The sequence below is a fragment of the Thermus caldilimi genome, from assembly GCF_004684245.1.
GTDB classification, from domain to species: Bacteria; Deinococcota; Deinococci; order Deinococcales; family Thermaceae; genus Thermus; species Thermus caldilimi.
The window spans coordinates 1,047,450-1,072,812 of sequence record NZ_CP038452.1 but is presented as its reverse complement, the minus strand read 5'-3'; the positions used below and the strand labels follow the sequence as shown (position 1 = coordinate 1,072,812).

Annotated in this window: 27 protein-coding genes and 2 pseudogenes; 10 read left to right on the top strand and 19 right to left on the bottom strand. The window is 65.3% G+C overall.

What is annotated here, in order from left to right; all coding sequences use genetic code 11:
• Positions 1–7 precede the first annotated feature (7 nt).
• Positions 8–1,894 (top strand): methionine--tRNA ligase, encoded by a 1,887-nt coding sequence (metG, locus tag EBI04_RS05430; RefSeq protein ID WP_135256607.1) that lies wholly within the window; start codon positions 8–10, stop codon positions 1,892–1,894.
• 48 nt (positions 1,895–1,942) lie between these two features.
• On the opposite strand, the gene EBI04_RS05425 is transcribed toward metG, so the two are convergent.
• Positions 1,943–3,268, bottom strand: coding sequence for a S41 family peptidase (locus EBI04_RS05425; protein WP_135256605.1), 1,326 nt, complete (start codon positions 3,266–3,268; stop codon positions 1,943–1,945).
• 76 nt (positions 3,269–3,344) lie between these two features.
• On the opposite strand from EBI04_RS05425, the gene ftsE reads away from it, so the two are divergent.
• Entirely contained in the window at positions 3,345–4,073 is a 729-nt protein-coding gene (ftsE, locus tag EBI04_RS05420) for a cell division ATP-binding protein FtsE (protein ID WP_135256603.1), read from the top strand.
• Positions 4,070–4,630, top strand: a complete 561-nt coding sequence (hpf, locus tag EBI04_RS05415) for a ribosome hibernation-promoting factor, HPF/YfiA family (protein ID WP_135256601.1) — start codon at positions 4,070–4,072, stop codon at positions 4,628–4,630. The genes ftsE and hpf overlap by 4 nt, the downstream gene beginning before the upstream one ends.
• 9 nt (positions 4,631–4,639) lie before the next feature.
• Here hpf and EBI04_RS05410 read toward each other — a convergent pair.
• From EBI04_RS05410 to EBI04_RS05400, 3 genes and pseudogenes are all read right to left on the bottom strand, one after another.
• Positions 4,640–5,931, bottom strand: a pseudogene (locus EBI04_RS05410) (murein hydrolase activator EnvC family protein).
• A gap of 1 nt (position 5,932) precedes the next feature.
• A complete protein-coding gene (locus tag EBI04_RS05405; protein ID WP_135256599.1) occupies positions 5,933–6,787 on the bottom strand; it encodes a cell division protein FtsX in 855 nt (284 codons plus the stop codon).
• 10 nt (positions 6,788–6,797) lie between these two features.
• Positions 6,798–7,310 carry a dihydrofolate reductase family protein gene (locus EBI04_RS05400; protein WP_135256597.1) on the bottom strand — a complete coding sequence of 171 codons (513 nt, stop codon included), beginning with the start codon at positions 7,308–7,310 and terminating at the stop codon, positions 6,798–6,800.
• A gap of 77 nt (positions 7,311–7,387) precedes the next feature.
• Here EBI04_RS05400 and EBI04_RS05395 point away from each other — a divergent pair, with 77 nt between their 5' ends.
• Complete coding sequence (locus EBI04_RS05395) at positions 7,388–7,639, top strand: hypothetical protein (RefSeq protein WP_135256595.1); 252 nt, start codon at positions 7,388–7,390, stop codon at positions 7,637–7,639.
• On the opposite strand, the gene EBI04_RS05390 is transcribed toward EBI04_RS05395, so the two are convergent.
• The 6 genes from EBI04_RS05390 to EBI04_RS05365 are packed head-to-tail and all read right to left on the bottom strand — an operon-like array spanning position 7,636 to position 13,529.
• Entirely contained in the window at positions 7,636–8,568 is a 933-nt protein-coding gene (locus EBI04_RS05390) for a vWA domain-containing protein (protein ID WP_135256593.1), read from the bottom strand. The two genes, EBI04_RS05395 and EBI04_RS05390, sit on opposite strands and share 4 nt — an antisense overlap.
• Positions 8,565–9,485: a vWA domain-containing protein gene (locus EBI04_RS05385; RefSeq protein ID WP_135256591.1), complete on the bottom strand. Its 921-nt coding sequence runs from the start codon at positions 9,483–9,485 to the stop codon at positions 8,565–8,567. The genes EBI04_RS05390 and EBI04_RS05385 overlap by 4 nt, the downstream gene beginning before the upstream one ends.
• Entirely contained in the window at positions 9,452–10,321 is an 870-nt protein-coding gene (locus EBI04_RS05380; RefSeq protein WP_135256589.1) for a DUF58 domain-containing protein, read from the bottom strand. The genes EBI04_RS05385 and EBI04_RS05380 overlap by 34 nt, the downstream gene beginning before the upstream one ends.
• Complete coding sequence (locus EBI04_RS05375) at positions 10,281–11,318, bottom strand: AAA family ATPase (protein WP_135256587.1); 1,038 nt, start codon at positions 11,316–11,318, stop codon at positions 10,281–10,283. Before EBI04_RS05375 ends, EBI04_RS05380 begins: the two co-directional genes overlap by 41 nt.
• A gap of 58 nt (positions 11,319–11,376) precedes the next feature.
• Entirely contained in the window at positions 11,377–12,471 is a 1,095-nt protein-coding gene (locus EBI04_RS05370; protein ID WP_135256585.1) for a zinc-dependent alcohol dehydrogenase, read from the bottom strand.
• Positions 12,468–13,529 (bottom strand): class II aldolase/adducin family protein, encoded by a 1,062-nt coding sequence (locus EBI04_RS05365; RefSeq protein WP_135256583.1) that lies wholly within the window; start codon positions 13,527–13,529, stop codon positions 12,468–12,470. The genes EBI04_RS05370 and EBI04_RS05365 overlap by 4 nt, the downstream gene beginning before the upstream one ends.
• Positions 13,530–13,573: 44 nt before the next feature.
• On the opposite strand from EBI04_RS05365, the gene EBI04_RS05360 reads away from it, so the two are divergent.
• Positions 13,574–14,548 carry a P1 family peptidase gene (locus EBI04_RS05360; protein WP_135256581.1) on the top strand — a complete coding sequence of 325 codons (975 nt, stop codon included), beginning with the start codon at positions 13,574–13,576 and terminating at the stop codon, positions 14,546–14,548.
• Between the two features lie 3 nt (positions 14,549–14,551).
• On the opposite strand, the gene EBI04_RS05355 is transcribed toward EBI04_RS05360, so the two are convergent.
• Genes EBI04_RS05355 through EBI04_RS05325 form a run of 7 tightly spaced genes read right to left on the bottom strand, consistent with a single transcriptional unit; the run spans position 14,552 to position 18,479 of the window.
• Positions 14,552–15,556, bottom strand: a complete 1,005-nt coding sequence (locus tag EBI04_RS05355; RefSeq protein ID WP_135256579.1) for a S1C family serine protease — start codon at positions 15,554–15,556, stop codon at positions 14,552–14,554.
• A 58-nt stretch (positions 15,557–15,614) separates the two neighbouring features.
• Positions 15,615–16,712, bottom strand: a complete 1,098-nt coding sequence (locus EBI04_RS05350; protein WP_135256577.1) for a YwiC-like family protein — start codon at positions 16,710–16,712, stop codon at positions 15,615–15,617.
• Between the two features lie 31 nt (positions 16,713–16,743).
• Complete coding sequence (locus EBI04_RS05345) at positions 16,744–17,121, bottom strand: hypothetical protein (RefSeq protein WP_038041929.1); 378 nt, start codon at positions 17,119–17,121, stop codon at positions 16,744–16,746.
• Positions 17,118–17,414, bottom strand: a complete 297-nt coding sequence (locus tag EBI04_RS05340) for a cupin domain-containing protein (protein ID WP_135256575.1) — start codon at positions 17,412–17,414, stop codon at positions 17,118–17,120. The genes EBI04_RS05345 and EBI04_RS05340 overlap by 4 nt, the downstream gene beginning before the upstream one ends.
• Positions 17,411–17,611 (bottom strand): DUF542 domain-containing protein, encoded by a 201-nt coding sequence (locus tag EBI04_RS05335; RefSeq protein ID WP_135256573.1) that lies wholly within the window; start codon positions 17,609–17,611, stop codon positions 17,411–17,413. The genes EBI04_RS05340 and EBI04_RS05335 overlap by 4 nt, the downstream gene beginning before the upstream one ends.
• Positions 17,612–17,657: 46 nt before the next feature.
• Positions 17,658–18,083 carry an RrF2 family transcriptional regulator gene (locus EBI04_RS05330; RefSeq protein ID WP_135256571.1) on the bottom strand — a complete coding sequence of 142 codons (426 nt, stop codon included), beginning with the start codon at positions 18,081–18,083 and terminating at the stop codon, positions 17,658–17,660.
• Between the two features lie 36 nt (positions 18,084–18,119).
• Positions 18,120–18,479 carry a YbaN family protein gene (locus EBI04_RS05325; protein WP_038041937.1) on the bottom strand — a complete coding sequence of 120 codons (360 nt, stop codon included), beginning with the start codon at positions 18,477–18,479 and terminating at the stop codon, positions 18,120–18,122.
• 235 nt (positions 18,480–18,714) lie between these two features.
• Here EBI04_RS05325 and EBI04_RS05320 point away from each other — a divergent pair, with 235 nt between their 5' ends.
• The 5 genes and pseudogenes from EBI04_RS05320 to EBI04_RS13785 all read left to right on the top strand — a co-directional run bounded on the left by EBI04_RS05320 (position 18,715) and on the right by EBI04_RS13785 (position 24,072).
• Positions 18,715–19,380 carry a c-type cytochrome gene (locus EBI04_RS05320; protein WP_135256569.1) on the top strand — a complete coding sequence of 222 codons (666 nt, stop codon included), beginning with the start codon at positions 18,715–18,717 and terminating at the stop codon, positions 19,378–19,380.
• A gap of 10 nt (positions 19,381–19,390) precedes the next feature.
• Positions 19,391–20,821, top strand: a complete 1,431-nt coding sequence (locus tag EBI04_RS05315) for a cbb3-type cytochrome c oxidase subunit I (RefSeq protein WP_135256567.1) — start codon at positions 19,391–19,393, stop codon at positions 20,819–20,821.
• Positions 20,814–21,110 carry a hypothetical protein gene (locus EBI04_RS05310; RefSeq protein ID WP_038041943.1) on the top strand — a complete coding sequence of 99 codons (297 nt, stop codon included), beginning with the start codon at positions 20,814–20,816 and terminating at the stop codon, positions 21,108–21,110. The genes EBI04_RS05315 and EBI04_RS05310 overlap by 8 nt, the downstream gene beginning before the upstream one ends.
• 138 nt (positions 21,111–21,248) lie before the next feature.
• The gene (locus tag EBI04_RS05305; protein WP_206202076.1) at positions 21,249–22,853 is read left to right on the top strand and encodes a nitrite reductase; all 1,605 of its coding nucleotides are present in this window, start codon (positions 21,249–21,251) and stop codon (positions 22,851–22,853) included.
• A gap of 95 nt (positions 22,854–22,948) precedes the next feature.
• A pseudogene (locus EBI04_RS13785) lies at positions 22,949–24,072 on the top strand (TIGR04053 family radical SAM/SPASM domain-containing protein).
• Between the two features lie 6 nt (positions 24,073–24,078).
• Here the strand turns inward: EBI04_RS13785 and EBI04_RS05295 are convergent.
• The gene (locus EBI04_RS05295; RefSeq protein ID WP_240695389.1) at positions 24,079–24,600 is read right to left on the bottom strand and encodes a MarR family transcriptional regulator; all 522 of its coding nucleotides are present in this window, start codon (positions 24,598–24,600) and stop codon (positions 24,079–24,081) included.
• A 54-nt stretch (positions 24,601–24,654) separates the two neighbouring features.
• Positions 24,655–25,146, bottom strand: a complete 492-nt coding sequence (locus tag EBI04_RS05290) for a cytochrome P460 family protein (RefSeq protein ID WP_135256561.1) — start codon at positions 25,144–25,146, stop codon at positions 24,655–24,657.
• Between the last annotated feature and the right edge of the window lie 217 nt (positions 25,147–25,363).

Genomic DNA, 25,363 nt, shown 5'->3' with positions numbered 1-25,363 from the left:
AGGAGGGATGGAAAAGGTTTTTTACATCACTACCCCCATCTACTACGTGAACGCGGAACCCCACCTGGGCCACGCCTACACCACGGTGGTGGCGGACTTCCTGGCCCGCTGGCACCGGTTGGACGGGTACCAAACCTTCTTCCTGACCGGTACGGATGAGCACGGGGAGACCGTCTACCGGGCAGCCCAGAGGGCAGGGGAGGAGCCCCAGGCCTTTGTGGACCGGGTATCCCGGCGCTTCCGCAAGGCTTGGGAGCTTTTGGGCATCGCCTACGACGATTTCATCCGCACCACCGAGGAGCGGCACAAGCGGGTGGTGCAAAGGGTGTTGCAAAGGGTCTATGAGGCAGGGGACATCTACTACGGGGAGTACGAGGGGCTTTACTGCGTAAGCTGCGAGCGCTTCTACACGGAGAAGGAGCTTCAAGGGGACCTCTGTCCCATTCACGGCCGGCCTGTGGAGAGGAGGCGGGAGGGGAACTACTTCTTCCGCATGGAAAAGTACCGGGAGTGGCTGATTGACTACCTCCAGACCCACCCTGACCTGATCCGGCCCGAAGGGTATAGAAACGAGGTGCTTTCCATGCTCTCGGAGCCCATCGGGGACCTTTCCATCTCCCGGCCCAAGGCCCGGGTACCCTGGGGTATCCCCTTGCCCTGGGATGAGGCCCACGTGACCTACGTGTGGTTTGACGCTCTCCTCAACTACGTGTCCGCCCTGGGCTACCCCGATGACCCCCGCTACGCCACCTTCTGGCCGCAGGCTTGGCACCTGATCGGCAAGGACATCCTGAAGCCCCACGCGGTCTTCTGGCCCACCATGCTGAAGGCGGCAGGGATTCCCATGTACCGGCACCTGAACGTGGGAGGGTTCCTGCTGGGGCCGGATGGGCGGAAGATGAGCAAGACCCTGGGGAACGTGGTGGACCCCTTTGCCCTCACGGAGAAGTATGGCCGGGATGCGGTGCGGTACTACCTTTTGCGGGAAATCCCCTACGGTCAGGATACGCCCGTGAGCGAGGAGGCCCTGAGGGCCAGGTACGAGGCGGATTTGGCCGATGACCTGGGAAACCTTCTCCAGCGGACCCGGGGCATGCTCTTCCGTTTCGCGGAAGGGCGCATCCCCGAGCCGGTTCCCGGGGAGGTGCTGGAGGAGGGCACGCGGCTTGCAGGACGCCTAAGGGGTCTGGTGCGGGACCTCCGCTTCCACGTGGCCCTCGAGGAGGCTATGGCCTATGTGAAGGCCCTGAACCGCTACATTAACGAAAAACGTCCCTGGGAGCTATTCAAGGAGGATCCGAGGGAGGCTAGGGCCGTGCTTTACCGGGTGGTGGAGGGCCTGAGGATCGCCTCCATCCTCCTTACCCCGGCCATGCCGGACAAGATGGCCGAGCTGCGCCGAGCTTTGGGGCTGAGGGAGGAGGTGCGCCTCGAGGAGGCGGAGCGTTGGGGCTTGGCGGAACCCCTTCCCCTTCCCCAGGAGGCAGGGGTTCTCTTTCCCAAGGAGGCTCCCAGGGAGGAGGCCAGGGGTTTTGGAGAGGACGCAATGAAGGAGGCTATGGCAGAGGATCGCTCCATCAGCGTGGAGGACTTCGCCAAGGTGGAGCTGAGGGTGGCGGAGGTGGTGGCGGCGGAGAAGCACCCCAACGCCGATAGGCTTTTGGTGCTTAGGCTTTCCCTGGGGAACGAGGAGCGCACCGTGGTTTCCGGCATCGCCCGTTGGTACCGCCCCGAGGAGCTCGTGGGGAAGAAGGTGGTGCTGGTGGCCAACCTGAAACCGGCCAAGCTCCGGGGTGTGGAGAGCCAGGGAATGATCCTGGCGGCTTCGGAAGGGGATAAGCTCACCCTGGTCACCGTGGAGGGGGATATCCCCCCAGGGGCGGTGGTGAAGTAGGGTTGAAGGGGGCCGGGTTTTGCCCGGCCCCCCTAGCCTTCCTCCCAGCTAGCGGGCAGCGTTAAGCTCCTCTAGGGCCCGCTTGAGGATGGCATCTTGCTCCAGGTCCAAGACTGCCTGCCCCCGGTCCTCGGGGAGGGGCCGCTGGCGCTGGGGTTCGGCGTAGGTGAACTTGCCCTCGGCGTCGGCCTTCACCTTCACGGTCTTGCCATTTAAGGTAACGCTGATCTCGGCCCCCGGCGGTGCCCCGGCCCCTTGCAGGGAGAAGGGAGTGGGGAAGCGGGTGTCCTTCACCTCGATGTCGGGCTTCAGGCCCTCCTTGTTGATGGCCCGGCGCTTGGGGGTGAGCCACTCGAACGTGACCAGGGTGAGCTCGCCCCCGTTGGCCAGGGTGTAGGGGGTCTGGCCCACGCCCTTGCCGAAGGTTTTCTCCCCGATAACCTTGGCCCGGCCGTAGTCCTGGAGGGCCCCGGCCACGATCTCGCTGGCAGAGGCGCTGTTCCCGTTTACCAGGACCACCATGGGGCCGTCCCACAAAGGCCTCCCCGAGGCCTCACACCAGACCCGGGTGAGGTTCTTGGTGCGGGTGTAGACGATGGGGCCCTCCTTGAGGAAGGCGCTGGCCACCGCGCACCCCTGGTCCAGGAGCCCTCCCCCGTTGTCCCGGAGGTCGAAGATGAGCTTCTTCATCCCCTGGGCCTTGAGCTCGTCGATGGCCTTCTTCAGCTGGTCCTCCACCTTGAAGTTGGCGAAGGTCTCCAGGGCGATGTAGCCCACGTCCCCGATCCTGGCCGTGGAGACGGAGATGATCTCCACCTTTTCCCGGACAAGCTCGAAGACCAGAGGGGCGGGGGTGCCCTCCCGGCGCACCTTGATGGTGACCTTGGTGCCCTCGCGGCCACGGATTCTGGCCACCACCTCCTGGAGGGGGAGGCCGGTCACATCCTCCCCGTCCACCTCGAGGATCACATCCCCGGCCCGCATCCCTGCCCGCTGGGCGGGAAGGCCCTTCATCACCCCTTCGATCTTCGCCCCCGTCCCGTCGGGGTTGGCGGGGGAAAGGGTGGCCCCGATGCCAAAGAACTCCCCCCTGAGGTCCTCCTGCCTTAGGCTTGCCCGCTGGGGCGGGGAGTAGCTGGTGAAGGGGTCCTTCAGGGCGGAAACCATACCCCCGATGGCCCCTTCCAGGAGGGCGTTGAGTTTGTCTTTGGAAAGGGGCTCCAGGTAGTCCTGCTGGATCCTCTGGTAGACCTCCAGGAGGGCCTGGCCGTTGGGGTTTTGCAGGAGGTTTTCCGCCTGGGGACGAGGAAGCTGGGCATAGACCAGGGCCAGGACCACCCCGAGCCCTGCGATGAGCCATGCGCGTTTTTTCATCTCTTCCCTCACCTATTCCCACTATAGCGCCTTTCCATGAGAAGAAAGTCTGGCCCGCCTTCCGTATAGTAGGGACATGATCGCCTTCCACCGGGTGGGCCTGGAGTACCCCCGCACGGGGACCAAGGCGCTTTACAACGTGAGCCTCGAGGTGAAGAAGGGGGAGTTCGTCTACGTGGTGGGGCACTCGGGGGCGGGGAAGTCCACGCTGCTTTCCCTCATCCTGCGCCGGCTTCTTCCCACCCAGGGGGCGGTGTATTTCGCCGGACAAAATCTAAAGCTCCTCAAGGGAGACCAGGTGGCCCTCCACCGCCGCAGGATCGGCATGGTCTTCCAGGACCACCGCCTCCTTTCCGACATGACCGTGGAGGAAAACCTGGCCTTTGTCCTCCGGGTGCAGGGGGTTCCCCAGAGGGAATGGGGAGAGCGCATCGCCACGGCCCTGCGCCGGGTGGGGCTTTCCCACAAGAAAAGGGCCTTTCCCGAGGAACTTTCCGTGGGTGAGGCCCAGCGGGTGGCCATCGCCCGGGCCTTGCTTCTGGACCCTCCCGTCATCCTGGCGGACGAGCCCACGGGGAACCTGGATCTGGAAAACGCCCTGCAGGTACTGGATATCCTTAAAGCTGCCCACCAAAGGGGGGCCACGGTGGTGGTGGCCACCCATAGCCGGGAACTTCTGGAGGCGTATCCGGCCCGGGTGGTGATGCTGAAGGCCGGGCAGGTGGTGCGGGACGAACGTCCGGGGGAAGGTGGTAGCATAAGGGTAAGGGAAAGCCCTGACCGGGGCGGAAAGGAGGGCGTATGAACGTCTACAAACTCATCGGCCGTAACCTGGAGATCACCGACGCCATTCGGGACTACGTGGAGCGGAAGCTCTCCCGCCTGGACCGCTACCAGAACGGGGAGCTCATGGCCAAGGTGGTGCTTTCCCTGGCGGGTAGCAATCACGTGGCCCGCAAGGCCAAGGCCGAGGTGCAGGTGGACCTCCCCGGGGGGCTCGTGCGGGTGGAGGAGGAGGACCAGGACCTCTACGCGGCCATCGATCGCATGGTGGACCGCCTGGAAACCCAGCTCAAGCGGTATAAGGAACGGCGCTTCATCGGCAAGCGCCACTCCTACCAGGGGCCCCCACCCCCGGAGATTCAGGACCTCGAGGCCCTTCGCAAACCCGAGGAAGAGGAGGGTCCTAAAATCGTCCGGGTCAAGCGCTTTGAGATGAAGCCCATGGATCCCGAGGAGGCGGCCTTCCAGATGGAGGCTTTGGGCCACGACTTTTTCGTGTTCCGCAACGCCAAGACCGACGAGATCAACGTCATCTACCGCCGCAAGGACGGCAACTACGGGCTGATTGAGCCCGCATAGCCAAGGCCTTTAGTAATAGGCGGAGGGATCCACGAAGCGGGTCTCTCCGCCTATGCGTACCGCCACCCTAAACTCCAGCTCTTCCGGACGGATGAGAAGGCCGCCCCCGGTGTGGCCGAGGAGTTGGCCCCGCTCTACCTTTTGCCCTTCCTGCACCAGGGGTTCCTGCAGGTTGGTGTAGACGGTGGAGAGGGTTTCCGTGTGCACCAGCATCACGGTGTAGCCCAGGTTGGGCAGATAGAGGATTCCGGCCACGTACCCTTCGGCGGCTGCCTGCACGGGGCTTCCCGGGGCGGGGCCCTGGATGACCTGGAACGGGCCTTCCTGCCCGTAGGGCACCAGGATCCTGCCCCCGGGGACAGGGAAGGCCAACCGGCCCACGGTGGCGGGCAGGGGAGGAGGGGTACCACCACGCTGGCTTCCCGGGGCGCTGGCTGGGCTGCGGCCTGGCGGCGCTCGGCTTCCCGCCTTCGCCGTTCCTCCTCCTGCCTTCGCCGTTCCTCCTCCTGGCGCTTGAGCTCCAGGAGGCGTTGCCTCTCCGCCAGGACCCGGGCCTGGAGCTGGGCAAGCTCCGCTTGCAGGCGTTGCCTTTCCTGTAAAGCCTCCCGCAGGAGGGCCCTTTTGCCCTGGGCTTCCTGCTCTAGGCTGGAGAGGGTGGTTTCCAGCTCCTTCTTCTGCCCCTCGAGGGCCCTTTGGGTTTCCCCGAGCGCCTTTTCCTTGGCGGTGAGGTCGGTGAGGAGAAGGCTTAGGCGCTCCCGTTCTTCCCTTAGGGCCTTCAGGGTGGCCTGGAGGGCGCGGACCAGGTCCGCATCCCGCTTGGAGATGTACCCCACCCAGCGGGCCCGGACCGCCAGGTCGGTGAAGGACTGGGCCCTGAGGAGGGGTAAGTAGCGGCCCGCCTTTTCCCGGTGAAGGCTACGCATCAGGGCCTGAAGCCGTTCCTTGAGGCTTTCCAGGTCCTTTTCCAGTTGGGCGATGCGCCCTTCTGTCCGGCGGATCTCCTCTTTCAGCTGGGCGATCTGCCGGCTTAAGGTGGCACGCTCCTTTTCCAATCGGGCGATCTCCCCTTCCAGGCGGGCCTTCTCCTTAAGCAGGTTCTCCACCCGGCTGGAGAGGCGGGAAAGCTCCTGGTTTAGGATCTGGATCCGCCTTTGGCTTTGCTCCTCGAGGGCCTTGGCCCGGTTCAGCTGGCTTTCCAGGTTGCGCACGGTGCGCTCCTGGACGGGCACGTTCTGACCCAAGGCCCAGGGGAGAAGGCTTGGGCACAAAAGCAGGGGGAGGAGAAGCCAGCTAAGACGCATCCTAAACTTCCCTCAGATAGGCCCGGGTGGCCATGAGGGCTCCACCGGCTCCTAGGACCATTGCCAGGGCCAGGACCATGAGACCCGTCTGCCAGAGGTCCCTGACCCCCAGCACGGGGAGGAAGGGAAGGAGCCCCTGGAGGGCCTGCGCCAGGCCTCGGTAGAGAAGGCTACCGAAGGCCACCGCCAGGAGGCTTGCTCCCAGGGTGAGCAGTATTCCTTCCACCATAAAGGGAGCCTGAATAAAGCGCCGGGTGGCCCCCACCAGGAGCATGATGCCCAGGGCTTCCTTGCGGCTTTCTAAGGAAAGCCGGATGGAGCCCATGACGCTGAAGAAGGTGTTGAGGAGAAGGAGCCCCACCAGGACCCCCATGGCCAGCCGGCTTCCGGATAGCACCTGGACCAGCCTTTCCGTGAGCTCCCCCCCGTACTCCACCCCTTCCACACCCGGAAGCCTCCGTAGCCTTTCCGCTACCTTGCGCACCGCCTCCGGATCCTTAAGCCTTAGGCGCAGGGTGTCGGGCAAGGGGTTTTCCACCAGGTCCTTGGCCTCGGCCAAATAGGGGTAGTCCAGGACCAGCTGGGCCAGGGCTTCTTCCTTGCTTTGGAGCCGCACCTCGCCCACTTCCGGCCAGCCCTGGATCTCGGTGAGGAGGGCTTCCACGTTGGCACCGCTTTTCAGGAAAGCCGCTACTTCCAGTTCCCGCTCCAGGGTATGCACTACCCGCTCCAGGTTCCAAAGGACAAGGCCCAGGAAGTAGAGCAGGGCGAAGGATACGAGGGCGGTGAAGAAGGTGGCGAGGCTGGCCGTGGGATGGCGGAGGATTTGCCGCAGGCCCTCGCGGATAGCGTACACGTCCTATATCTTACGCCCCTTGTGTGAGAAAGCGCCGCGGTCGGTAGCGGGCGAGGAGAACGCCTTGGGGAAGGGTTTCCGTGTCCAGGAGCGTTAACTCCAAGAAATCATCTAGAAACCCCCTTCCCTGGCCCAGGACTACCGGGCAGTAGGCGAGCCGCACCTCTTCCAGGTGCGCTGTGAGGGCCTTGGCCAAGGTGGGCCCCCCCACAAGCCACAAGGTGGTGAGGCCCATGGCCGTGGCTTGGGGGAAGAGGGCTTCGGGGCTTGGCACCTGCATGCCGGGGCCCCTGAGGTCAGGTCTTTGGCTCACCACCAAGGCGGGCTTTTCCCCATAGACCCATCCCAGGGCCAGGGCCTCCTCATAGGTGCGCCTTCCCATGAGGAGGCCGTCCACTTCCGCCAGAAGCCTGGGGATGTAGGCTTCGGCGGCTTCGGCAAAGGGCAGGAGCCAACCCGGCCCTGCGGGATGGACCGCCACCCCGTCCAGGCTCACCGCCAGGTGGTAGATGACCCTCACCATAGCCGCTCCTTGAGGTAGGTTAGCACGAAGGTGGTCTGGCTTTCTTCTCCCGGGGCTTGGCCTGCTACTTTGGAGGTATGAAACCCTTCCTGCTGGGCCTGTGCCTAGGGGGTCTTCTGGGGGTGGGGACGGCTTGGATGCTTCGGGCACCCGAGGCTCGGCCTGCGGCCTTACCTGTACAGCTTCCCCCTCCAGGGGAAGGGGCCTGCGAGCCGCAGGTGTACCTCTTCTTGAACGGGGAGTTTTTCCGCATGCTCCCGGTGCCTGGGGGTGAGCCCCAGGAGCTTTTCCCGGTGGAGCCCGTTCCTAACCCCTTTGGTGGCTCCTAAGCGGGGGAGAGGTAGCGCCGCAAGGCCATCCCCAAGAGGGCCAAAAACCCTCCCAGGGCTCCCAGAAGTCCAGCCGCCTCCCCTGGCTTGACCTCGAGGCGCACGGAGCGAGCGAGCTTTTGGTAAAGCTCAGAAAGCTCCCTCTCCGAGGCCACCAGGTAATACCGCCCCCCGGTGAACTCTGCCAGGGACCAGAGGAGTTCCTCGTCCACCTCGTAAGCCCCAGCGAAGAAGCCAAAGGCGCTCACCGGGTCCTCGGGGCCCGGGGTCCAGCCTGGGACCCCCACCCCCACGGCGTAGATGCGCACCCCCATCCTGGCGGCCTCGGTCGCCGCCTCCACGGGGTCGGTGCCCGTGCGGTTCCTGCCGTCGGTCAGGAGGAGGATTTCCCCTTCACCCCCCGCCTCGCGGATGTTGCGCAGGGCCTCCAGGATTCCCTCCCCGATGGCCGTAGAGCGGCCGAACTCCAGGCTGTCCAGACTTTCCCGCAGGAGCCTGCGGTCGGTGGTGGGGGGGTGGATGGTCTGGGCGTAGCCGCTAAAGGCCACCAGCCCTATCCTCAGGGCCTTCGGCGCCTCGCGGAGGAAGACCCGGGCAGCTTCCTTGGCCGCCTCGAGGCGGCTTGGCTTCAGGTCGCCCGCCATCATGCTCCGGCTTACGTCCATGACCAGGATCACCACGTTTCGGCTCGCCGGGCCGGGGAGGGGCAATAGGGGCCGGGTGGCCGCCAAGACCAGGAGGAGAAGCCCCAGGAAAAAGAGGGCCGGGGGCAACCAGGGAAGGACTCCCCGGGACTCCCGGGCTGCTTGCTGGAGCAGGGGGACCAAAGGATGGGGTAGGCGTGCCTTAGGGCGCCTTGGATAGAGGCCCAGGAGCAGGAAGGCCAGAAGGATGAGGAGGCTTAGGGCCTCGGGGGTCTGCAGGCTCACGGCCACCTCCCTTCCCGGGCCAGGTTCAGGTAAGCGCCGAAGGAAAGGGATAGAAATCCGGCCACCACCAGGGCCTGGGTGAGGTCTAAGGTCTGGGTTCGCCACACGCGGTAGGGGCGGAGGGCCCGGTAGAGGGGTTGGAAATCCTCACCGAGCACCTGGCCTCCGGTGGCCTGGGCCAGGCGCAGGAGGCTTGTGGGGTTGGTGGGCACGAAGTAAAGCCCTTCCCCGATGCGGCTCACCGCTCCCTTGGGGTCGCCCAGGGGACGCACAAAGACGGGGAGGCCTGCCCGGGAGAGCTCTCCTGCCACCTCGAGGGGATCCCGACCGACGTTGGCGGCCCCGTCGGAGAAAAGAAGGAGGGCGGCAGGGGGTTTGGCCTGGGGCAGGTCCCGCTCGGGGCCTTCTGGACGCAGGACCCGTTTGGCCTGGAGGAGGCCTTGGCCCAAGGGGGTGGTCCCCCCGGGTTTGAGGCCCTGCAGGGCCTTGAGGAGGGCCTGGCGGTCCCGGGTAGGGGAGAGGACCAGGACCGCCTGGGGTCCGAAGCTCACCAGCCCCACCTTGACCGAGGGGTCCAGGCCGCGAAGGAAGCTTTGGGCCAGGGCCTTGGCCCGTTCCAGCCGGGTGGGGGCCTCGTCGTCCGCGGCCATGGAGTGGCTGGTGTCCACCACCAGCAGGGCCTGGGTGAGGTTCTCCCGCCAGGGCAGGGGGGCCTCGGGCCGGCCCGCCGCCAGGAAGAGGAGGAGAGGGGCCAGGAGGAAGGGCCAGCCCAAGGGCCTAGGCCGGGGAGCGAAGCCGGGGTCCAGGGCAGAAAGAAGCCGCCGCCTTCCGGCTCGCTCCCCCAGGAGGAGGAAAAGCCCGCCGGCCCCCAGGAGGAGAAGGCCTAGGAGGAAGCCCTCGGGGCTTTTGAAGACCATCTGCGCCTCCTTTCCACAAAGCCCAGGAGGAGGGGGAGCAGGTCCATCTCCGTGGAGGCCAGGAGGAGATCGGCACCGGCTCTGAGGATCTCCCGCATCCTGCCCGCCCTAAGGGCCTCCGCCCGGAGGCGGTAGGCTTCCCGCACCCTTGGGTCTAAGGTGTTCACCTCCACCTGGGCCCCGGTTTCCGGGTCGAAGAAGGAAAGCACCCCTGCCTGGGGTAAAGTCCGCTCCAGGGGATCTTCCACCAGGACTGCCACCAAGTCGTGCCGAGCAGCCAAGCGGGCCCAGGGGGCAAAGAAAGGATCCAGGAAGTCCGAAAAGACGAAGACCAGGCTCCGGCGCCGGGCCACCCGCTCCAGAAGCCCCAAGGCCTCCCCCAGGGGAAGCGCCTTCCCGCCTTTAAGGGCCTCCCGGGCCAGGAGGAGGGCCTGGGCCTTGCCCCCTTTGGGGGGCAGGAGGCCTGAGGGCAGGATAGCCCCCACCCGGTTCCCGTGGCGCAGGGCGATGTAGGCCACGCTCAGGGCCAGCTCCAGGGCCAGGGTGTACTTTTCTCGCCTACGGGAGCCAAAGCGCATGGAGGGGCTTCCGTCCAGGAGGAGCCATAGGGTAAGCTCCCGCTCCTCGCGAAAGCGGCGCACGTGGAGTTCCCCGGTCCGGGCGGTGGCGGGCCAGTCAATGCGCTCGGCCTCGTCCCCCGGGGCATAGGGGCTGATCTCGGCGAGTTCCAGGCTCTTGCCGTAGAACACCCCCCGGTAGTCCCCGAAGAGGAGCCCGTCCAGGGGACGCACCACCTTAAGCTCCAGGCGGGCCAAGAGGGCTTCGGGCGTCTCCATAGGGGTCGTGAAGGGGTACAAAGGGCGGGGGAAGGCGGTTTAGGATGGCTTCCAGCACGTCTTCCACCCGCACGCCCTCCGCCAGGGCCTGGTAGGAGAGGATCACGCGATGGCGGAGAGCGTCCAGGTACAGGTCCCGCACATCCTCCGGCAAGGCGTGGGCCCGCCCCCGGACCAGGGCCAGGGCCTTGGCCCCCTGGACCAGGGCCAAGGAGGCTCGGGGGCTGGCCCCGTAGGTCACGAAGGGCTTTAGGTCCTTAAGCCCCGCCCTTTCCAGGTCCCGGGTGGCTTGGACCAGGGCCACGGCGTGCTCGGCCACCTTGGGGTGGATGTAGACGCGGTCGGCCAAGCGGGAAAGCTCCGAAACCTCCTCCAGGGAAAGCACCTGGCCCACCTGGATCTCCTCCCCCGTGGTCATGCGCCCCACGATGAGGAGCTCCTCGTGGAAGGCAGGGTAGCCCACCACCACCTTGAGGAGGAAGCGATCCAGCTGGGCCTCCGGCAGGGGATAGGTGCCCTCGCTTTCTATGGGGTTTTGCGTGGCCAGGACCAGGAAGGGCTTGGGCAGGGGGTAGGTTTCCTTGCCCAGAGTCACCTGGCGCTCCTGCATGGCCTCGAGGAGGGCCGACTGCACCTTGGCCGGGGCCCGGTTGATCTCGTCCGCCAGAAGGAGGTGGGCGAAGATGGGACCGAGCTCGGTCCTGAACTCTCCCTCCTTGGGGTTGTAGATGCGGGTTCCCAGGAGGTCGGCGGGCACCAGGTCGGGGGTGAACTGGATCCTTTTGAAACTCCCCCCCACCGCTTGGGCCAGGGTCTTCACTGCCAGGGTCTTGGCCAGCCCCGGCACCCCCTCGATCAGGAGGTGGCCCCGGGCGAGAAGGGCCACCAGCATCCTCTCCAGGAGGTGGTCCTGGCCCACGATGACCCGCTTGACCTCCTTCAGGAGGGCCCGAAACCTTTCCCCTGCCGCCAAGAAGGGTTCCTCTTCCCAGGCCATGCCCACCCCCTAAGGGTTTCCCTGGAGTGTAGCCCCTCAGGCCAGGGGATACTCCCCCTCAGGACACATTTGGCCGGAATAGGGCTTTGCCCTTGGCGGAAAGGGCTTTTGGCCAGGCCTCGAGGGGAAAGATGCCTCCGATGAGGCCTTCCAATCCCTTTAGCTCCGGCAATAGGCCCACCGCCTGGGCGAACTCCTCATGGGTGTAGGTGTAGCTGCCCACCAGGCCCACCTCCTTGAACCAGAAGGGGGAGAGGTCGGCCCAGTCCACGCCCGGAGCCCCCAAGAGGAGCACCCTGCCTCCCTCCTGGGCCAGGGTAAGGGCTTGGCGGAAACCTGCCCCACTCCCCGAGGCTTCAATGACCGCCTCGTACCCACCCCGGTACCCTTCAAAGAGGAGGTAGCGGTAGCACTTGGCCCGCTCCAGCAGGGCCTCCTTGGCGCTTCCGTAGACCCTATCCGCTCCGAAGACCAAAGCCCGCTCCGCTTGGCGGGGGTACTTGGCCACCGCGTAGGCTTTTCCGGAAAACCCCAGGGCCCTAAGGGCCTTGAGGGCCGAAAGCCCCAGGGTGCCCATGCCTAGCACCAAGATCTCATCTGGCCATGGTTTAAGCTTCTTGAGGCCCCGCACCACCACCGCCAGGGGCTCGGCGAGCACCGCCCGCTCCTCGGGCACGCCCTCGGGAATGGGGTAAAGCCTCTCGGGCCGGACCAGGACCCACTCCCCCCAGCCCCCGGGCAGGTCCCGGTTGTAGCCCAGCATCCCGGGGGCTAGGGGGCCTTCGGCCACGTTTTGGCATAGGCCCTCCTCGCCCTGCTGGCACCTTGGGCAGGGGGGAAGTCCGCGGTCAGTGCAGGAGAGGAGGGGGTTCACCGCCACCAGGCTTCCCTCTACCTCCCCCAGGATCTCGTGGCCAAGGACAGCGGGGAAGGAGAAAAAGGGGCTGATGGAAGGGGGGCTTTTCCCGTAGAGAAGGGCCAGGTCCGAACCGCAGACCCCGCTTAGCCTCACCTTGACCTTTACGAAGCCCTGCCGCTCGGGTAGGGGCACCTCCACCAGGCGCAAGGGGAGAAGCCCCTTGGGAAAGCGCTTGCCCAGGGCCCTGGCGGCGAAGAAGCGGGGCAGGGAAGGGGTGTAGAGGAGGGCCTTCATGTCATGGGCACGGTGCGGATGAGCCGGCCCTCGATCCTTTCCATGATCTCGTCCAGGCTCCGCCCGGTGATGGTGAGGCCGTGGTTTTTCAGGCCCACCACCGCCCGCGTGGGGTCAGGAGCTTCCCGTACCTTTTCCGCCACCGCCTGGGCCAGCTCGTAGGTGCCGCAGGGGTAGTTGAAGGGGGTGGCGGGCACCCCTTCCATCCAGGCGTGCACGTGCAGGATGGCTCCCACCCCGGGGTGTTCCCGGTAGATCATCCAGTGTTCGATGGCGTCCACGCTGACCCGCCGGGGTTCCACGTGGGGGGGAACGGAGAGGAGGATGGCGTTTTCTTCAGGGTCGTAGTCCTTCACCATGAGGATGTCCCGGCCGATCTCCTTGAGGTTCGCCTTGTCCACCCCGCTTGCGGACATCCAGAAGCGGCGCTCATCCTTGCGCACGGAGAGGTTGCCATAGGAAAGTCCCCCGATACCGTAAAGCCGCTTGACATGCCGCAGGTCCTCGGGGGAGAGGATCTCCTCGATGGGGAAGGGGGCGGGAAGGAGGTCCCATTCCTTGAGTTTCTTCCCCGCCCGGTACATGCTTTCCGTGAGCGCATCCCCTTGCCAAAGCTCGGGCTCGAGGTCCGTGTGAAAGACGTTGTGGATGACCAGGCGGCTGCAGGCGATGGGCTTAAGGCGCCCGGCTACCCTCTCGTAAAACCCTTCCCCGTTGGGCTCGTCGTAGTGCCCGAGCTCCAGGGTGAGGAACTTGACCCCCTGGTGGGGCACATAGGCCAGGAGCACGTTGGAAAGAGCTCGGACCAGGTAGGGGTAGAGCTCCTTCAGGGGGTCTTCGGGGAACCTGGGAAGCTCCAGCACCGAGGCCACGAAGGTGGCCTGGGCCCGCCGGCGGTAGGGCTTAGGGTTTTCCGGGGAAATGGCGTTCAGCACCAGGTTGGGGGCCTCGGCCTTAGGGTTATGGTGAAACCCCTGGGCTTCCAAAGCTTTCCCCAGACCTTCCAGAAAAGCCTGGACCTTAGGAGAAGGTTCGCCGTGGATCAGGTACTCCCACATACTCCCTCCTTGCTCTGCTCCCTAGCCTACCCGATACTGGCCTTATGGCGGAAGCCTTGGAGGGTAAGGCGGCCCTTTTGCCGGGGTTGAGGGTGGGGCATTTCACCGACCTCGAGGCCCTCACCGGCTGCACCGTGGTCCTGGGGGAGGAGGGGTGGGTGGCGGCGGCGGATGTGCGGGGGGCAGCCCCCGGCACCCGGGAGACGGACCTGCTCCTGCCGGAAAACACCGTGGAAAGGGTGCAGGCGGTGGTGCTCACAGGGGGAAGCGCCTTTGGCCTGGCGGCGGCCGAGGGGGTGATGCGCTTCCTGGCGGAAAGGAGAAAGGGTTTCCCTACCCCGGGGGGTGTGGTGCCTATTGTTCCTGCCGCTGTGCTCTACGACCTGGGCCGGGGAAGGGTGAACCGGGCACCGGGGGCGGAAGCAGGCTACCGGGCGGCCCTAGCCGCAGGGGAGGAGGTGGCTGAAGGGAGCGTGGGGGTGGGCACCGGGGCGGTGGCGGGAGGGGTGAAGGGCGGGGTGGGCCTGGCGGGGTACCTCCTGGAGGAGGGGTACCGGGTCATGGCCCTGGCGGCGGTGAATAGCCTAGGCCGTCCCTTTGACCCCTGGACGGGGAGGCTTTACGGGGAGGACTTCCTGACCGAAAGGGAGAGGGCCCTGATCCCGGATCGCTCCCGCTACCAGGGAAGCCCGGAGGACTACCGTTACCCCTTCCTCCTCGGCCAGAACACCACCCTGGCGGTGGTGGCCACCGACGCCCCCCTTAGCAAGGCCCAGGCCAAAAGGCTCGCCATCATGGCCCAGGACGGGATCGCCCGGGCCATCCGCCCGGCCCATACGCCTTTGGATGGGGATCTGGTCTTTGCTTTGGCCCAAGGGGAGGGGAATGGGGTGGGCCCTTATACCCTTCTCCGCCTTGGGGCCTACGCCGCCGATGCCGTAACCCGGGCCATCCTCCGGGCGGTGCTCCTTTCGGAAAGCGCACCGGGGATCCCCGCTTACCGGGACCTCATGGGCTGAGGATCACCTTCCGGGAAAGGGGGCGAGCTCCGCCTCCACCTGGAATACCTCCCCACCCCGGCGCACACTAAGGCGGATCCGGTCCCCCACCTGGTAGCGGCGCACCTCCCGCAGGAGGTCCTCAAAGCTGTTCACCGGGACCCCGTTCACCTCCAGGATCACGTCCGGCACCCCGCCCGCCTCCAGCCCCCTTAGCCCCCCCCGGTGGGCGGCCCCGCCCGGCACCACCTCCCCCACCACCACACCCCCCGGGGGGAGGCCCAGCTCCCGAGCCAGCTCTGGGGTCAGGGCCCGGGGGCCTCTTAGGCCCAGGTAGGGCCAGTAGCTCCTTTCCCCGCGCTCCAGGGCGGCCAGGACCGCCTGTCGGCCCAAGAGGGGGGTGAAGAAGCTCCGGAAGCCCTCCTCCGTCTGGCCGATGGCCACCGCCACCCCCAGCACCCGCCCCTCCCCGTCCAGCACTGGTCCCCCCGAGTCCCCGGGGGCGAGGGGAAGGCTGGCCTCCCCCAGGCCCTGGGGCAGGAAGGGGGAGGGGCTCACCCCAAGCCGGGTGATGCGGCCGTAGCGGGGGGCGATGAACTGGTCCCGGCTGTTGCCGATGTGGAGCACCGCTTCCCCCACCCGCGGGGCCCTTCCCGTTTCCAAGGGCAGGAGGGCGGGGGCCTGGGCCTCGGTGCGGAGGACCGCCAGGTCCAAAGGCTCGGCGAAGCCGAGGAGGGTGGCGGCAGCCCGCTCCCGGTTGGCGAGCACCAGGGTGTAAGGGCCTCCTTCCGCCACCACGTGGTAGGCGGTGAGGACCAGGCCCGGGGCGTAGAAGAAGCCCGTGCCGCGGCTCCCCTCGGGGCCCTCTATGCGGAGGACGGCGGGGTGGGCCCGGGCGTAGACCTCCTGCAGGCCCGCGGGCGGGGCCTGCACGGGTTCGGCCCAGCGGAGGGGCGGTTCCTTGCCAAAGAGGGCGTAAAGGGCCAGGCCAAAGGGGACCAGAAGGGCAAGACCCCAGGCTTGCCTCATGCTCTCATTGTGCAACCGCTCCGCCGCCGCAAAGGGGGTCTTCCCCACCATCCGGGCCTCAGTGCCAGAGGAGGAGAAATCCCAGGAGGAGGAACCCTGCTGCCGGCCAGGGGTGGTGCCTTCGGAGAAGGAGGTGGAGGAGGGCCACCCCCAAGAGGGCCAGGAAGGGATGGGGAAGGGGCTTCCAAACGAAGGCCAAGTAGAGAAGGCCCAAGAGGGCGTTCAGGTCGTAAAGCCCTACCAGAAGGCGTACCTCCCGGGGTACCTCCCGGCGGAAGAAGAGGTAAAGCCCGGTTAGGAAGGCTAGCCCCACCAGGGCCCACCCCAGGAGGCGGTGGAGGCTAGGGACACCCAGCAGGGCCGTGGGAAGGCCTTGAAGGGTGTAGCCTATAGCGGTGGCCAAGACCACCAAAAGGCCAAAGCCCATCTGCGTCCAGCCGATGATCCGGGCCGCCACCGGGGGTTTCAAGAGGGCCAGGCTTCCGTAAAGGGCGAGGAGGAGAAGGGCGAGGGTGGTGGGAGCGGGAAGGAGCCCTTGGCCTTGAAGAAAAAGGGCGAGGAGGAAGGAGGCCCAAAGGGCCAGGAGGGCGGGGTAGCGCTTGGGGCTTCCTCCCCGGGCCCTGAGCACCTGGGTGCGGGCATAGTAGAGGGCGGCGATATCCCTTAGGGCCAAGGCCAAAAAGCTCCCCAAGGCGATTTCCGTCTCCAAGCCACCTGCCAAAACCCCTGCTGGCGCTAAGGAGGCCATGGCCAAGGCAGCAGCGATTTCCGGGAAAAGGTCCCGGGAGCGGTTTGAGGCATCCGCCCAGAGCATGTAGGCCCCCAGGGGGAGGGCGAGGAGAAGGGGTAGGAGAAAGGGGCCTCGGGCGGTCCAGGCAGCAAGGAGAAGGCCCAGAAGGGCCAGGGCCAGATAGATCCCGCCCACCCTCGAGGCTAGGGCGGTGCGGGGGTAGCGCTTGCCCTTCCTTAGGTCCTGGTAAACCAGCTTCAAGGGGTGCCGGGCCAGGAACCCGAAAAGACCCAGGAGGAACAGCCCCAGGGTGTGGGGTCCTGGCGAGATGAATAGGCCCAGGAGGATGGGTTCTAGGGTAAACCCCCAGCCCCCGTGCTCCGTGGGGAGGGCTATGGTCTTAAGGGGAACACCGGTTGCGCGCATACCGCTCTCCAAGCTGTGGTCCGAAGACCCTTTAGCCCCAGAGTACCTCCAGCATGAGGAGGACAAAGAGGCTTCCCGCCACAAGCGAGAGGAAAGCAAAGAACCCCCATACATGGATCCCAAGCCCCAGGCCCCAAGCCAAGACCATTCCCAGAAGTCCGAGGTTGGCCAGGAGCACTTGGAAGAGGGCCAGTCCCGGTCTGCGAAAGACCACCCCCCGGAACCGGGGAAGGGCATGGTAGGCTACCCCGTAGATCATAAGGCTTACGAAGCCCAGAAGCTGCATGTGGGCGTGGGCGGGCCGCCAGGTATAGGGCAGGAGGCCCAGGCCTAGGAGCAGGCCCACCAGGCTAGCGGCCAAGAACCAGAGGAGGGCCGCGGTGAGGGCGAGCCGGCTCGCCGGGATCATGGCCTGGGGGTGATGATGCCAAGCACCAAAAAGGTTCCCTCCCCGGCCTTGGCCCCATGGGCTTCCCCCGGCTCTGCGGCCATGAGGGTACCGGGGGTGGCGGGGAGGCTCCGTTCCCCAGCCCACAAGATGCCCTCCCCCTCGAGGCAGACGAGGTGCACCCTGGGCTCCCCTTGGCCCCGTACCTCCTGCCCCTGTTGCAGGCTAAAGAGGACCAGGCGCACCTCCGGGTGGTCGGCGAGGAGCTCCACCCCCCGCACCGCTCCGTAGCGGGCCTTCTCCCGGAGGTTCATGCCTTTTCCTCCTCCAAGAAAGCCTCCAAGGCCCGGAGCACGGCCTCCGGGTCCTGGCCTGCGGCCTTGGCCGCCTCCTCCAGGGGCTCTGCCCCACCGCAGCAGGTGTCCAGGCCAAGCCCGCTTAGAAGCCCTACCGTTTCGGGGAAGTGCCTAAGGATTTCGTTCACTGTGGTCTTCAGGGTGATCCCTTCCATACCCCTTAGCCTTGGGCTCTTAGGGATTTCCTCGCTATGACCTAGATCAAGCCTCCTTGGGTGCTTCGGGCAGGAGGTCCTTGAGGGTGAGGCTGGCAAAGGCCCTACGGATTTCCTGGTTTAGACGCACCAGGTTGGGCTTGAGGTGGCAGAACCCCCGCCTTTCCTCCGTGGGGCAGCGCCTCAGGGTGGCGCAGAGGTCCAGGGCCACTGGGCCGAAGAGGCTTTCCATCACCTTGAGGAGGGTGACCTCCTCTGGGGGAACCCGGAGCCACACCCCCCCGGTTCGGCCCATGCGGCTTTCCACCAGGCCCGCCTTGGCCAGCTTGGAGAGGACCTTGGCCATGAAGGCGGGGGGAGCTTTGAGCTTCCTGGCGATCTCCGCCGCGCCAAGCCCCGGTTCCTCCGCCAGGAGCAAAAGGGCGTGGAGGGCGTAGGACTCTTCCCGCTTGAGGAGGCTACGCAGGGCCATGGCCTCATGGTAAGCCTTCGGGCAGGGGATTTCCTCCTAATGCGAGGTCCGCACCCGCCGCCAGAGGAAGTAGAGGCCGTAGCCCACGAGGAGGAGGACCAGGGCCCGGCCCGCGGGGTGGGGCAGGCCGTAGGCGCTGAGGGTTGCGGCCCCCAAAGCCATGCCTGTGGCCAGGAGCTTAGCCTTTCGGGGGATGCCCCGGCCCGCCCGGTAGTTCCGCACCAGGGGACCCACCTGGGGTAAGGAGAGAAGCCAGGCCTCGAGGCGGGGGTGGCTTCGGGAGAAGAGGTAGGCCGCCACCAGGAAGAAAGGGGTGGCAGGGAGGAGGGGGAGGAAGGCCCCCAAAAAACCCAGCCCGACGAAGAGGAAGCCCAGGCCGAGAAAAGCCACCTTCATAGGCCTCAAAATACCCTTTCCCTAAAGAATTGGCTTCGACTGGCATCAAGGGTTATCCCCATTTGGGACAGGTGTCGCAAGAATAATCGAGCCCGCTTCGACGGCTTCCCAGGAATCCCTGCGCCGACACGGAGCCAGGCGGGTGTCCCCAGGGACTTTTGCCCTTGACCTGAGTCATGGAAAAGGCGCCCTATAGGTCCGAGTTTATGAGCTGGAGGTGAAAGGAGGTTAAGGTATGGAGATTGGCTGGATAGAAACCACCATCGGAGCCCTCTTCGCCACCGTAATCCTCACCCTATGGCTTTCCCGAGGGTCCGGGTGGCTCGAGCCCCGCTTCTGGCGCAACGCTGCCGTGGTTAGTTCCCTCATCATGACCGGGATCCTGGTCTATTTGACCATTGATTCCCTGAACCAGATCCGGGAAGGCTCGGCCCGGGTGCCAGCCTATACCGTGATCAACAGGACCATTGGGCTCAAGCGGGACTACGAGAAGCGCCGGGATATCCCGGTCATTGGGGAGGAGGTGGGGTTTTTCGGCAAGATTTGGAGCGAGGAGGAGGCCTACGCTCTGGTCAACAAGGGCAAGATGACCTTGCAAAGCCGCAACTGCATGGACTGCCACACCCTTTTAGGCAACGGGGCCTATTTCGCTCCGGACCTCACCCGCGCCTGGTTGGATCCCAAGTGGGAGACCATGGTCAAGGGCATGACCGGCAAGGCCACCAAGGAGGAGGCCATGGCGGAATGGCTTCAACACCCAAACCGCTATCCCACCTTTGTCCGCCGGATGCCCAACCTCGGTCTAACCGAGGAGGAGGCTAAGGCTTTGGTGGCCTTCTTGAAGTGGATGTCAGCCATCGATACCAACGGCTTCCCCGACCGCTTCGCCGGGGCGCAGTAGGAGGTGTCCCATGACCCAAGCTGTACCGCAAGGAAAACTCTACGAGTCCCAGAAGCTGGCCCTTTGGTACTTCTGGGTGGCCCTGGCCCTTTTTGGGGCCCAGGTTCTTTTCGGTCTGCTGGCGGCCTGGCAGTACCTAGACCCCAATTTCCTCTACGGCAAGCTTAACTTCGTGACCAACCGGATGCTCCACATCAACGCCATGATCGTCTGGCTCCTTTTAGGCTTCATGGGGGGCGTATACTGGTTCTTGCCCCTGGAGCTCGGGCGGGAGGTGGTGGGCATCCGGCTCGCCCGATTCGCCTTTTTCACCCTCATCGCCGCGGTGGGCATCGTGGTCCTGGTCTACCTCCTCGTGCAGTACGGGCCGGGCAATGCCTTTACCCTATGGTTCATCACCGAGGGCCGGGAGTACATCGAGGCCCCCCGCTGGGCGGATTTCGGCATCGTTGCGGTGATGACCGTCTTCCTCTACAACGTGGTGGCCACCGCCCTCAAGGCCAAGCGCATCACCGGGGTGGTGGCGGTCCTCATGTTCGACCTGGTGGCCCTGGCCGGGCTCTACACCGCCGGCATGCACTATACCCCCAACATCTCCATGGACCAGTACTTCTGGTGGTGGGTGGTCCACCTTTGGGTGGAGGCCACCTGGGAGGTGCTGGTGGGCTCCATCATGGCCATGGCCCTCATGCACCTCTTGGGTACCCCCCGGCGCATCGTGGAGACTTGGCTTTACCTGGAGGTGGCCTTGGTCTTCGGCACCGGGATCCTGGGCCTTGGGCACCACTACTTCTGGATCGGCACCCCGGAGTACTGGTTGGGCCTAGGGGGGTTCTTTAGCGCCCTCGAGCCCATACCCCTGGTGGCCATGGTGGTCCACGCCGTCTACGACGCTGGAGTCCACCGCATGCAGACCGTGAACCAGCCCGCCCTCTTCTGGGCCATCGCCCAAGCCTTCGGCAACTTCATCGGCGCCGGGGTCTGGGGGTTCATGCAGACCCTGCCCCAGATCAACCTGTACTCCCACGGCACCCAGCTGGCCCCGGCCCACGGCCACCTGGCCTTCTTTGGGGCGTACGTTACCGCCATCCTCACGGTGATCTACATGGCCCTTCACCAGGTGCGTCGTCCTGAGCTTCCCCGTTTTGACTCTAAGCTCTGGAAGTGGGCGTTTGTGCTGATGGTGGTGAGCATCTTTGGCATGTCCGCGGCCATGACCGTGGCTGGCTTCACCCAGACCATGGTGGAGCGGGCCATCGGAGGCAGCACCTGGCAGGCTTACATAGACGCCCAGCAGCATCCCTGGTTCCAAAACGGCATGGTCTGGCGCTTCGTCTTTGGGGTCTTCTTCCTGGTGAGCTACCTGGTCCTTCTCTGGGATGTGGCGACCATCGGCAAGGGCGAGGCCAAGGTGCCCAAGGAGGTGGGGGCCCATGACTAGCGAGGCGGTGCGGGACCTGATGCTCTATGGGATGCTCATGGTTTCCGCCGCAGGGTTCTACGCCATGTTCTACGCCCTGGGGCGGATGCTGGGGAGGCCTGCCGTTGTTGCTTTCTCCTACCTCTTCGCCGCCTTGCAGGCCCTGGGGGCTTTGGGCATGATCCTGCCACCCTACCTGGACCCCTTCTGGAAGTACCTGATCGCCTTCAGCTCCATGGTCTACCTATTCATTCCCCAAGGGATGTGGTGGGTGGTGACCACCTTTCACGAGAAGGAGCACGCCCATTAGGCTTTCCTTCCCGTGCCGGACCCCATCTGGGGTCCGGTTTCCTTGTTTCAGCGCGGAGTTTTGTAGGGACTTTGGCCATAGGACATCTGTACTACTCGGAGTTCTCTATCCTAGTTGCTGGAGGTGAAAGCCATGAGGATGAGGTTAGACCTATTAGGCTTTCTGTTGGTAGGGGCTTTGGCCTTGGCCCAGGCTCCGGCACCCCTAAATCCGGTGGAAAAGGAGGAGGCAGCTAAAATCTACTTTGACCGCTGCGCAGGTTGTCATGGGGTGTTGCGGAAGGGAGCCACGGGTCCCGCCCTTGACCCCAAGAAGATGGCGGAAAAGGGGGTGGAGTACCTGAAGGCGGTGATCTTCGGCGGCCTGCCTGGGGGCATGCCCGATTGGGGACGGCAGGGGATTCTTAAGGAAAAGGATATCGAGCTTGTGGCCCGCTTCCTTTTGGAGCAGCCCCCGGCGCCTCCGGTCCCCACCTTTGAGGAGATCCGGAAGACCTGGAAGGTGCAGGTTCCTCCGGAAAAGCGGCCCACCAAACCGCTCCATAACCGCAACTGGCAGAACTTCTTCGGCCAGGTGCTCCGGGATACCGGTCAGGTGGCCATCATCGACGGGGACAAGAAGGAACTGGTCGCCATCGTGCCCACGGGTTTCGCCACCCACATCCTGCGCTCCTCGGCCACGGGCCGCTACTTCATGGCCATCGGCCGGGATGGGAAAGCGAGCCTCATCGATCTTTGGATGAACCCGCCCCAGGTGGTGGCCGAGTCCAAGCCCTGCGTGGACGCCCGTTCCATCGAGTCCAGCAAGTTTAAGGGTTACGAGGACAAGTACGCGGTGGTGGGGTGCTACTGGCCGCCCACCATGGTGGTCCTGGATGGCCTGACCCTCGAGCCCCTCAAGATGGTCTCCACCATCTCCTACGCCAAGGGGGCCGGGGAACTGGTGACGGAAGCCCGGGTGGCGGCCATCGTGGCCAGCCACTTTAACCCCGAGTGGATCGTAAACCTCAAGGAGTCGGGCCAGACTTGGCTGGTGGACTACTCCAATCTGCATAAGAAGGGCCGGCCCCTGCCCATCACCATGATCGACACCGACCTTTTCCTGCACGATGGGGGCTGGGCTCTGAAGCGCTACTTCATCGTGGCGGCCAACGCCTTGAACAAGCTGATCGTCATCGATACCAAGACCCGGGAGTTCACCGCTGAGGTGGAGGCGGGGGTCAGGCCCCACCCGGGCCGGGGCTCCAACTGGGAGCATCCCACTTACGGGCCCGTTTGGGCTACGGGGAACATCGGCAGCCCCGAGGTGACCGTGGTGGGGGTGGATCCCGAGAGGCATCCCCAGTACGCCTGGAAGGTGGTCAAGCGGATCACCCTCCCCTACGCCGGCACCCTCTTCATCAAGACCCACCCCAACAGCCCCTGGGTCATCGTGGACTTCCCCATGAGCCCAAGCCCCCAGGCGGCGGCTAGCCTCTGCGCCATAGACAAGCGCAAGCTGGAGGTTACCAAGTGTTGGGAGGTGCCGAAAGCCCAGGAGCTCAAGGCCCGCATGGTGCATCCCGAGTTCAACAAGGGCGGGACCGAGATCTGGGTCTCCGCTTGGGGCGCCAAGGACACCCCCACCTTTATCGTGGTCTACGACGCCCTCACCCTGAAGGAGAAGGCCCGCATCACTGGGGACTGGGTGCGCACCCCCACGGGCAAGTTCAACGTGTACAACACCGCTTACGACATCTATTAGCCTCCTGGGTTGAGGGCGGGGAGCATCCAAACGCTCCCCGCCTGGCCTTGATCCCGGTCATGGCTGGCAAGGGGTCTTCCGGTTAGCTTGGCCCTATGGAGCGTCCCGAGTTCGCCCAGTACCCTTATCTGGTCGCCTGGGAGGTGACCAACGCCTGTCTCCTCGCCTGCCGTCACTGCCGGGCTTCCGCCATGCCCCACCCCCTGCCCGGGGAGCTTTCCACGGACGAGGGCTTGCGACTCATCGAGGAGGTGGCCACCTACCGCCCCAAGCCCCTCCTGCTCCTCACCGGAGGGGACCCCTTGGCCCGTCCCGACCTCCTTTCCCTCATCCAAAAGGCCCGGGAGCTGGGCCTGAAGGTGGGCCTCACCCCGGCGGCCACCCCCTCTTCACCCGGGAGAAGGTCTTCCAGCTCAAGGAGGCCGGGGTGACCCGGCTGGCCCTTTCCCTGGACGGGGCTAGCCCCCAGAGCCACGACGCCTTTCGGGGAGAGGAAGGCACCTTTGCCCGGACCCTGGCGGCCCTGGACTGGGCCAAGGAGGCGGGGCTTCCTACCCAGGTGAACACCACCGTGACCCGGGAGAACTGGCCGGAGATCCAGGCTTTGCCCGATCTGCTAGCCGGGAAGGGGGTGGTCCTTTGGAGCCTCTTTTTTCTGGTTCCAGTAGGGCGGGGAGCCCTTCTCAGGCAACTCTCCGCCCGGCAGTTTGAGGAGGTGCTCCACTGGCTTTACCAGGTTGCCCTCTCCTATCCCTTCCACGTCAAAACCACCGAGGCCCACCACTTTCGCCGGGTGGTGTTGCAAAAGCGGCGGGAAGCGGGTGCGCAGGACCGGGCCCTGGCGGCGGGGGAGAGCATGTACCGGGAGTATTTCCAAGACGGCATGGAGCACTCGCGGCTGGGGGTTACGGACGGAAACGGCTTTGTCTTCGTGTCCGCCACCGGGGACGTGGCTCCCTCAGGCTTCCTGCCGGTCTATGCGGGGAACGTGCGGGAAAGGCCCCTTCTGGAAATCTACCGGCATAGCCCCCTCTTCCAGGCGCTGCGCGATAAGGACCGCCTGAAGGGGAAGTGCGGGGTCTGTGAGTACCGCTATGTGTGCGGGGGGAGCCGGGCCAGGGCCTGGGCGGAAACCGGGGACTACCTGCAAAGCGAGCCCCGGTGCGTTTATGTACCCCCGGCCTGGCTGGAACGGGGCAGGGTTCCCGCGGCAGGATAAAGGGGGTCAGGCGGGTGTGTGGTCCGGGCAGGCAAGGCGGAGGTCCCAAGGTGTGAGGGCTAGGCTAAGAAGGGCGCAAAAAAACCCTTCTTCCCGCCGTAGGTGGCGGCAGGTAAGGCAAAGGCCGGTTTCGGGTACCGTTCCTTGCCGTACCAGCTCCGCCAATAACTCCGTGAGCCCTAAAAGGAGCCCCTCTTGATGGGATACCTTCCCCAGGGCTTGGTGGAGGGGCCCTGCGTAACCTTTCAGGGCCTGGGCCATCCTAAGCCCTTTTTCCGTGGGTTTGAGGAGCCACCGTCGGCCGTCCCCCGGATCCTTAGCCCGGGAGAGAAAACCTTTGCGTTCCAAGGTGGTAAGGGCTTCGCTTACCGTGGCTGGGGTAAGGGCCAGGAGCTCGGCCAGGGCCACTACCCCGTAGGGCCTTTCGGAGAGGTGGAGGAGAAGCTGGGCCTGGAGGGCGGTGAGGCCCAGGCGGTGTGCCCTTCGGGTGAGGAGGGCCCGCTCCGCCTGGGCTAGGCGCTCTAGCAAGGTTACGAGTTTTTCCCCTTGCTGTTCGCTTGGCGAAGCCTCCACCCTCCCATCTTAGGGCCGGAAGGCGCTGAATACATAGTCGGTGTGGGCGGCTCCCTGGTGGCAGGCGTGGCAGGATTGGGGGTCGATGCTGAGGGGCCTCTTGTCCGGGCCAAAGGCGTAGTACCCCCAGCCCCCCGTGTCCCGGTAGCGGTCCGGATCCTTGACCATAACGCCGATGAGCTTCCTAGGGCCTTCCAGGAGGGCGTTCCCTTCCGCCTTGGCCTCGAGGAGGTCGAAGACGATGACCGTGCCCTTAGGGAAGGGGGTCCTCTTGCCCTCCAGGTAGGTCTTTAGCCCCGCCTGGTTCACGTAGATGTGGTGCAGGCCGCCGAAGCTCTCGTAGAGGGGGTGGCCGGGCCTGAGCTCCATGCTCTTCACGTGGGTCCAGAGCCGGTGGCCCTCGGGGTAGGGGAAGGTGGGTTGCGTCGCCCCTCCCCCGTACTGGGCCAGGACCAGGAGGCCTAAGGCCAAGGCGCCGAGGATTCCCAAAATCTTCCTCATGCTTCACCTCCTTAGGACTCCTAAATGATAAGCCCGGCACCCCTAACCGTCAAGGCCTCGGGGGACCCCAGGTAGGCCTTTCCCCTGAAGGTTCACCCCCGCCTAGGGAGCCTTATACCCTTCCACGCTGAACCAACCGTTCGCTGCCTTCTTCCACTGAGAGCCTTGGACACCCTTTTACCGAGCCCCCACCCCGGTGCGAGCCGGGGTGGGGTGG

Coding starts and splice junctions, on each gene's coding strand:
- EBI04_RS05305 (WP_206202076.1), top strand. CDS start 21,249: ATGAGGTTAGACCTATTAGGCTTTCTGTTGGTAGGGGCTTTGGCCTTG.
- EBI04_RS05290 (WP_135256561.1), bottom strand. CDS start 25,146: ATGAGGAAGATTTTGGGAATCCTCGGCGCCTTGGCCTTAGGCCTCCTG.
- EBI04_RS05365 (WP_135256583.1), bottom strand. CDS start 13,529: ATGTGGGAGTACCTGATCCACGGCGAACCTTCTCCTAAGGTCCAGGCT.
- EBI04_RS05360 (WP_135256581.1), top strand. CDS start 13,574: ATGGCGGAAGCCTTGGAGGGTAAGGCGGCCCTTTTGCCGGGGTTGAGG.
- EBI04_RS05345 (WP_038041929.1), bottom strand. CDS start 17,121: ATGATCCCGGCGAGCCGGCTCGCCCTCACCGCGGCCCTCCTCTGGTTC.
- EBI04_RS05315 (WP_135256567.1), top strand. CDS start 19,391: ATGACCCAAGCTGTACCGCAAGGAAAACTCTACGAGTCCCAGAAGCTG.
- EBI04_RS05330 (WP_135256571.1), bottom strand. CDS start 18,083: ATGGCCCTGCGTAGCCTCCTCAAGCGGGAAGAGTCCTACGCCCTCCAC.
- EBI04_RS05370 (WP_135256585.1), bottom strand. CDS start 12,471: ATGAAGGCCCTCCTCTACACCCCTTCCCTGCCCCGCTTCTTCGCCGCC.
- EBI04_RS05375 (WP_135256587.1), bottom strand. CDS start 11,318: ATGGCCTGGGAAGAGGAACCCTTCTTGGCGGCAGGGGAAAGGTTTCGG.
- EBI04_RS05310 (WP_038041943.1), top strand. CDS start 20,814: ATGACTAGCGAGGCGGTGCGGGACCTGATGCTCTATGGGATGCTCATG.
- ftsE (WP_135256603.1), top strand. CDS start 3,345: ATGATCGCCTTCCACCGGGTGGGCCTGGAGTACCCCCGCACGGGGACC.
- metG (WP_135256607.1), top strand. CDS start 8: ATGGAAAAGGTTTTTTACATCACTACCCCCATCTACTACGTGAACGCG.
- EBI04_RS05385 (WP_135256591.1), bottom strand. CDS start 9,485: ATGGTCTTCAAAAGCCCCGAGGGCTTCCTCCTAGGCCTTCTCCTCCTG.
- EBI04_RS05325 (WP_038041937.1), bottom strand. CDS start 18,479: ATGAAGGTGGCTTTTCTCGGCCTGGGCTTCCTCTTCGTCGGGCTGGGT.
- EBI04_RS05380 (WP_135256589.1), bottom strand. CDS start 10,321: ATGGAGACGCCCGAAGCCCTCTTGGCCCGCCTGGAGCTTAAGGTGGTG.
- EBI04_RS05335 (WP_135256573.1), bottom strand. CDS start 17,611: ATGGAAGGGATCACCCTGAAGACCACAGTGAACGAAATCCTTAGGCAC.
- EBI04_RS05320 (WP_135256569.1), top strand. CDS start 18,715: ATGGAGATTGGCTGGATAGAAACCACCATCGGAGCCCTCTTCGCCACC.
- EBI04_RS05340 (WP_135256575.1), bottom strand. CDS start 17,414: ATGAACCTCCGGGAGAAGGCCCGCTACGGAGCGGTGCGGGGGGTGGAG.
- EBI04_RS05395 (WP_135256595.1), top strand. CDS start 7,388: ATGAAACCCTTCCTGCTGGGCCTGTGCCTAGGGGGTCTTCTGGGGGTG.
- EBI04_RS05400 (WP_135256597.1), bottom strand. CDS start 7,310: ATGGTGAGGGTCATCTACCACCTGGCGGTGAGCCTGGACGGGGTGGCG.
- EBI04_RS05425 (WP_135256605.1), bottom strand. CDS start 3,268: ATGAAAAAACGCGCATGGCTCATCGCAGGGCTCGGGGTGGTCCTGGCC.
- hpf (WP_135256601.1), top strand. CDS start 4,070: ATGAACGTCTACAAACTCATCGGCCGTAACCTGGAGATCACCGACGCC.
- EBI04_RS05350 (WP_135256577.1), bottom strand. CDS start 16,712: ATGCGCGCAACCGGTGTTCCCCTTAAGACCATAGCCCTCCCCACGGAG.
- EBI04_RS05355 (WP_135256579.1), bottom strand. CDS start 15,556: ATGAGGCAAGCCTGGGGTCTTGCCCTTCTGGTCCCCTTTGGCCTGGCC.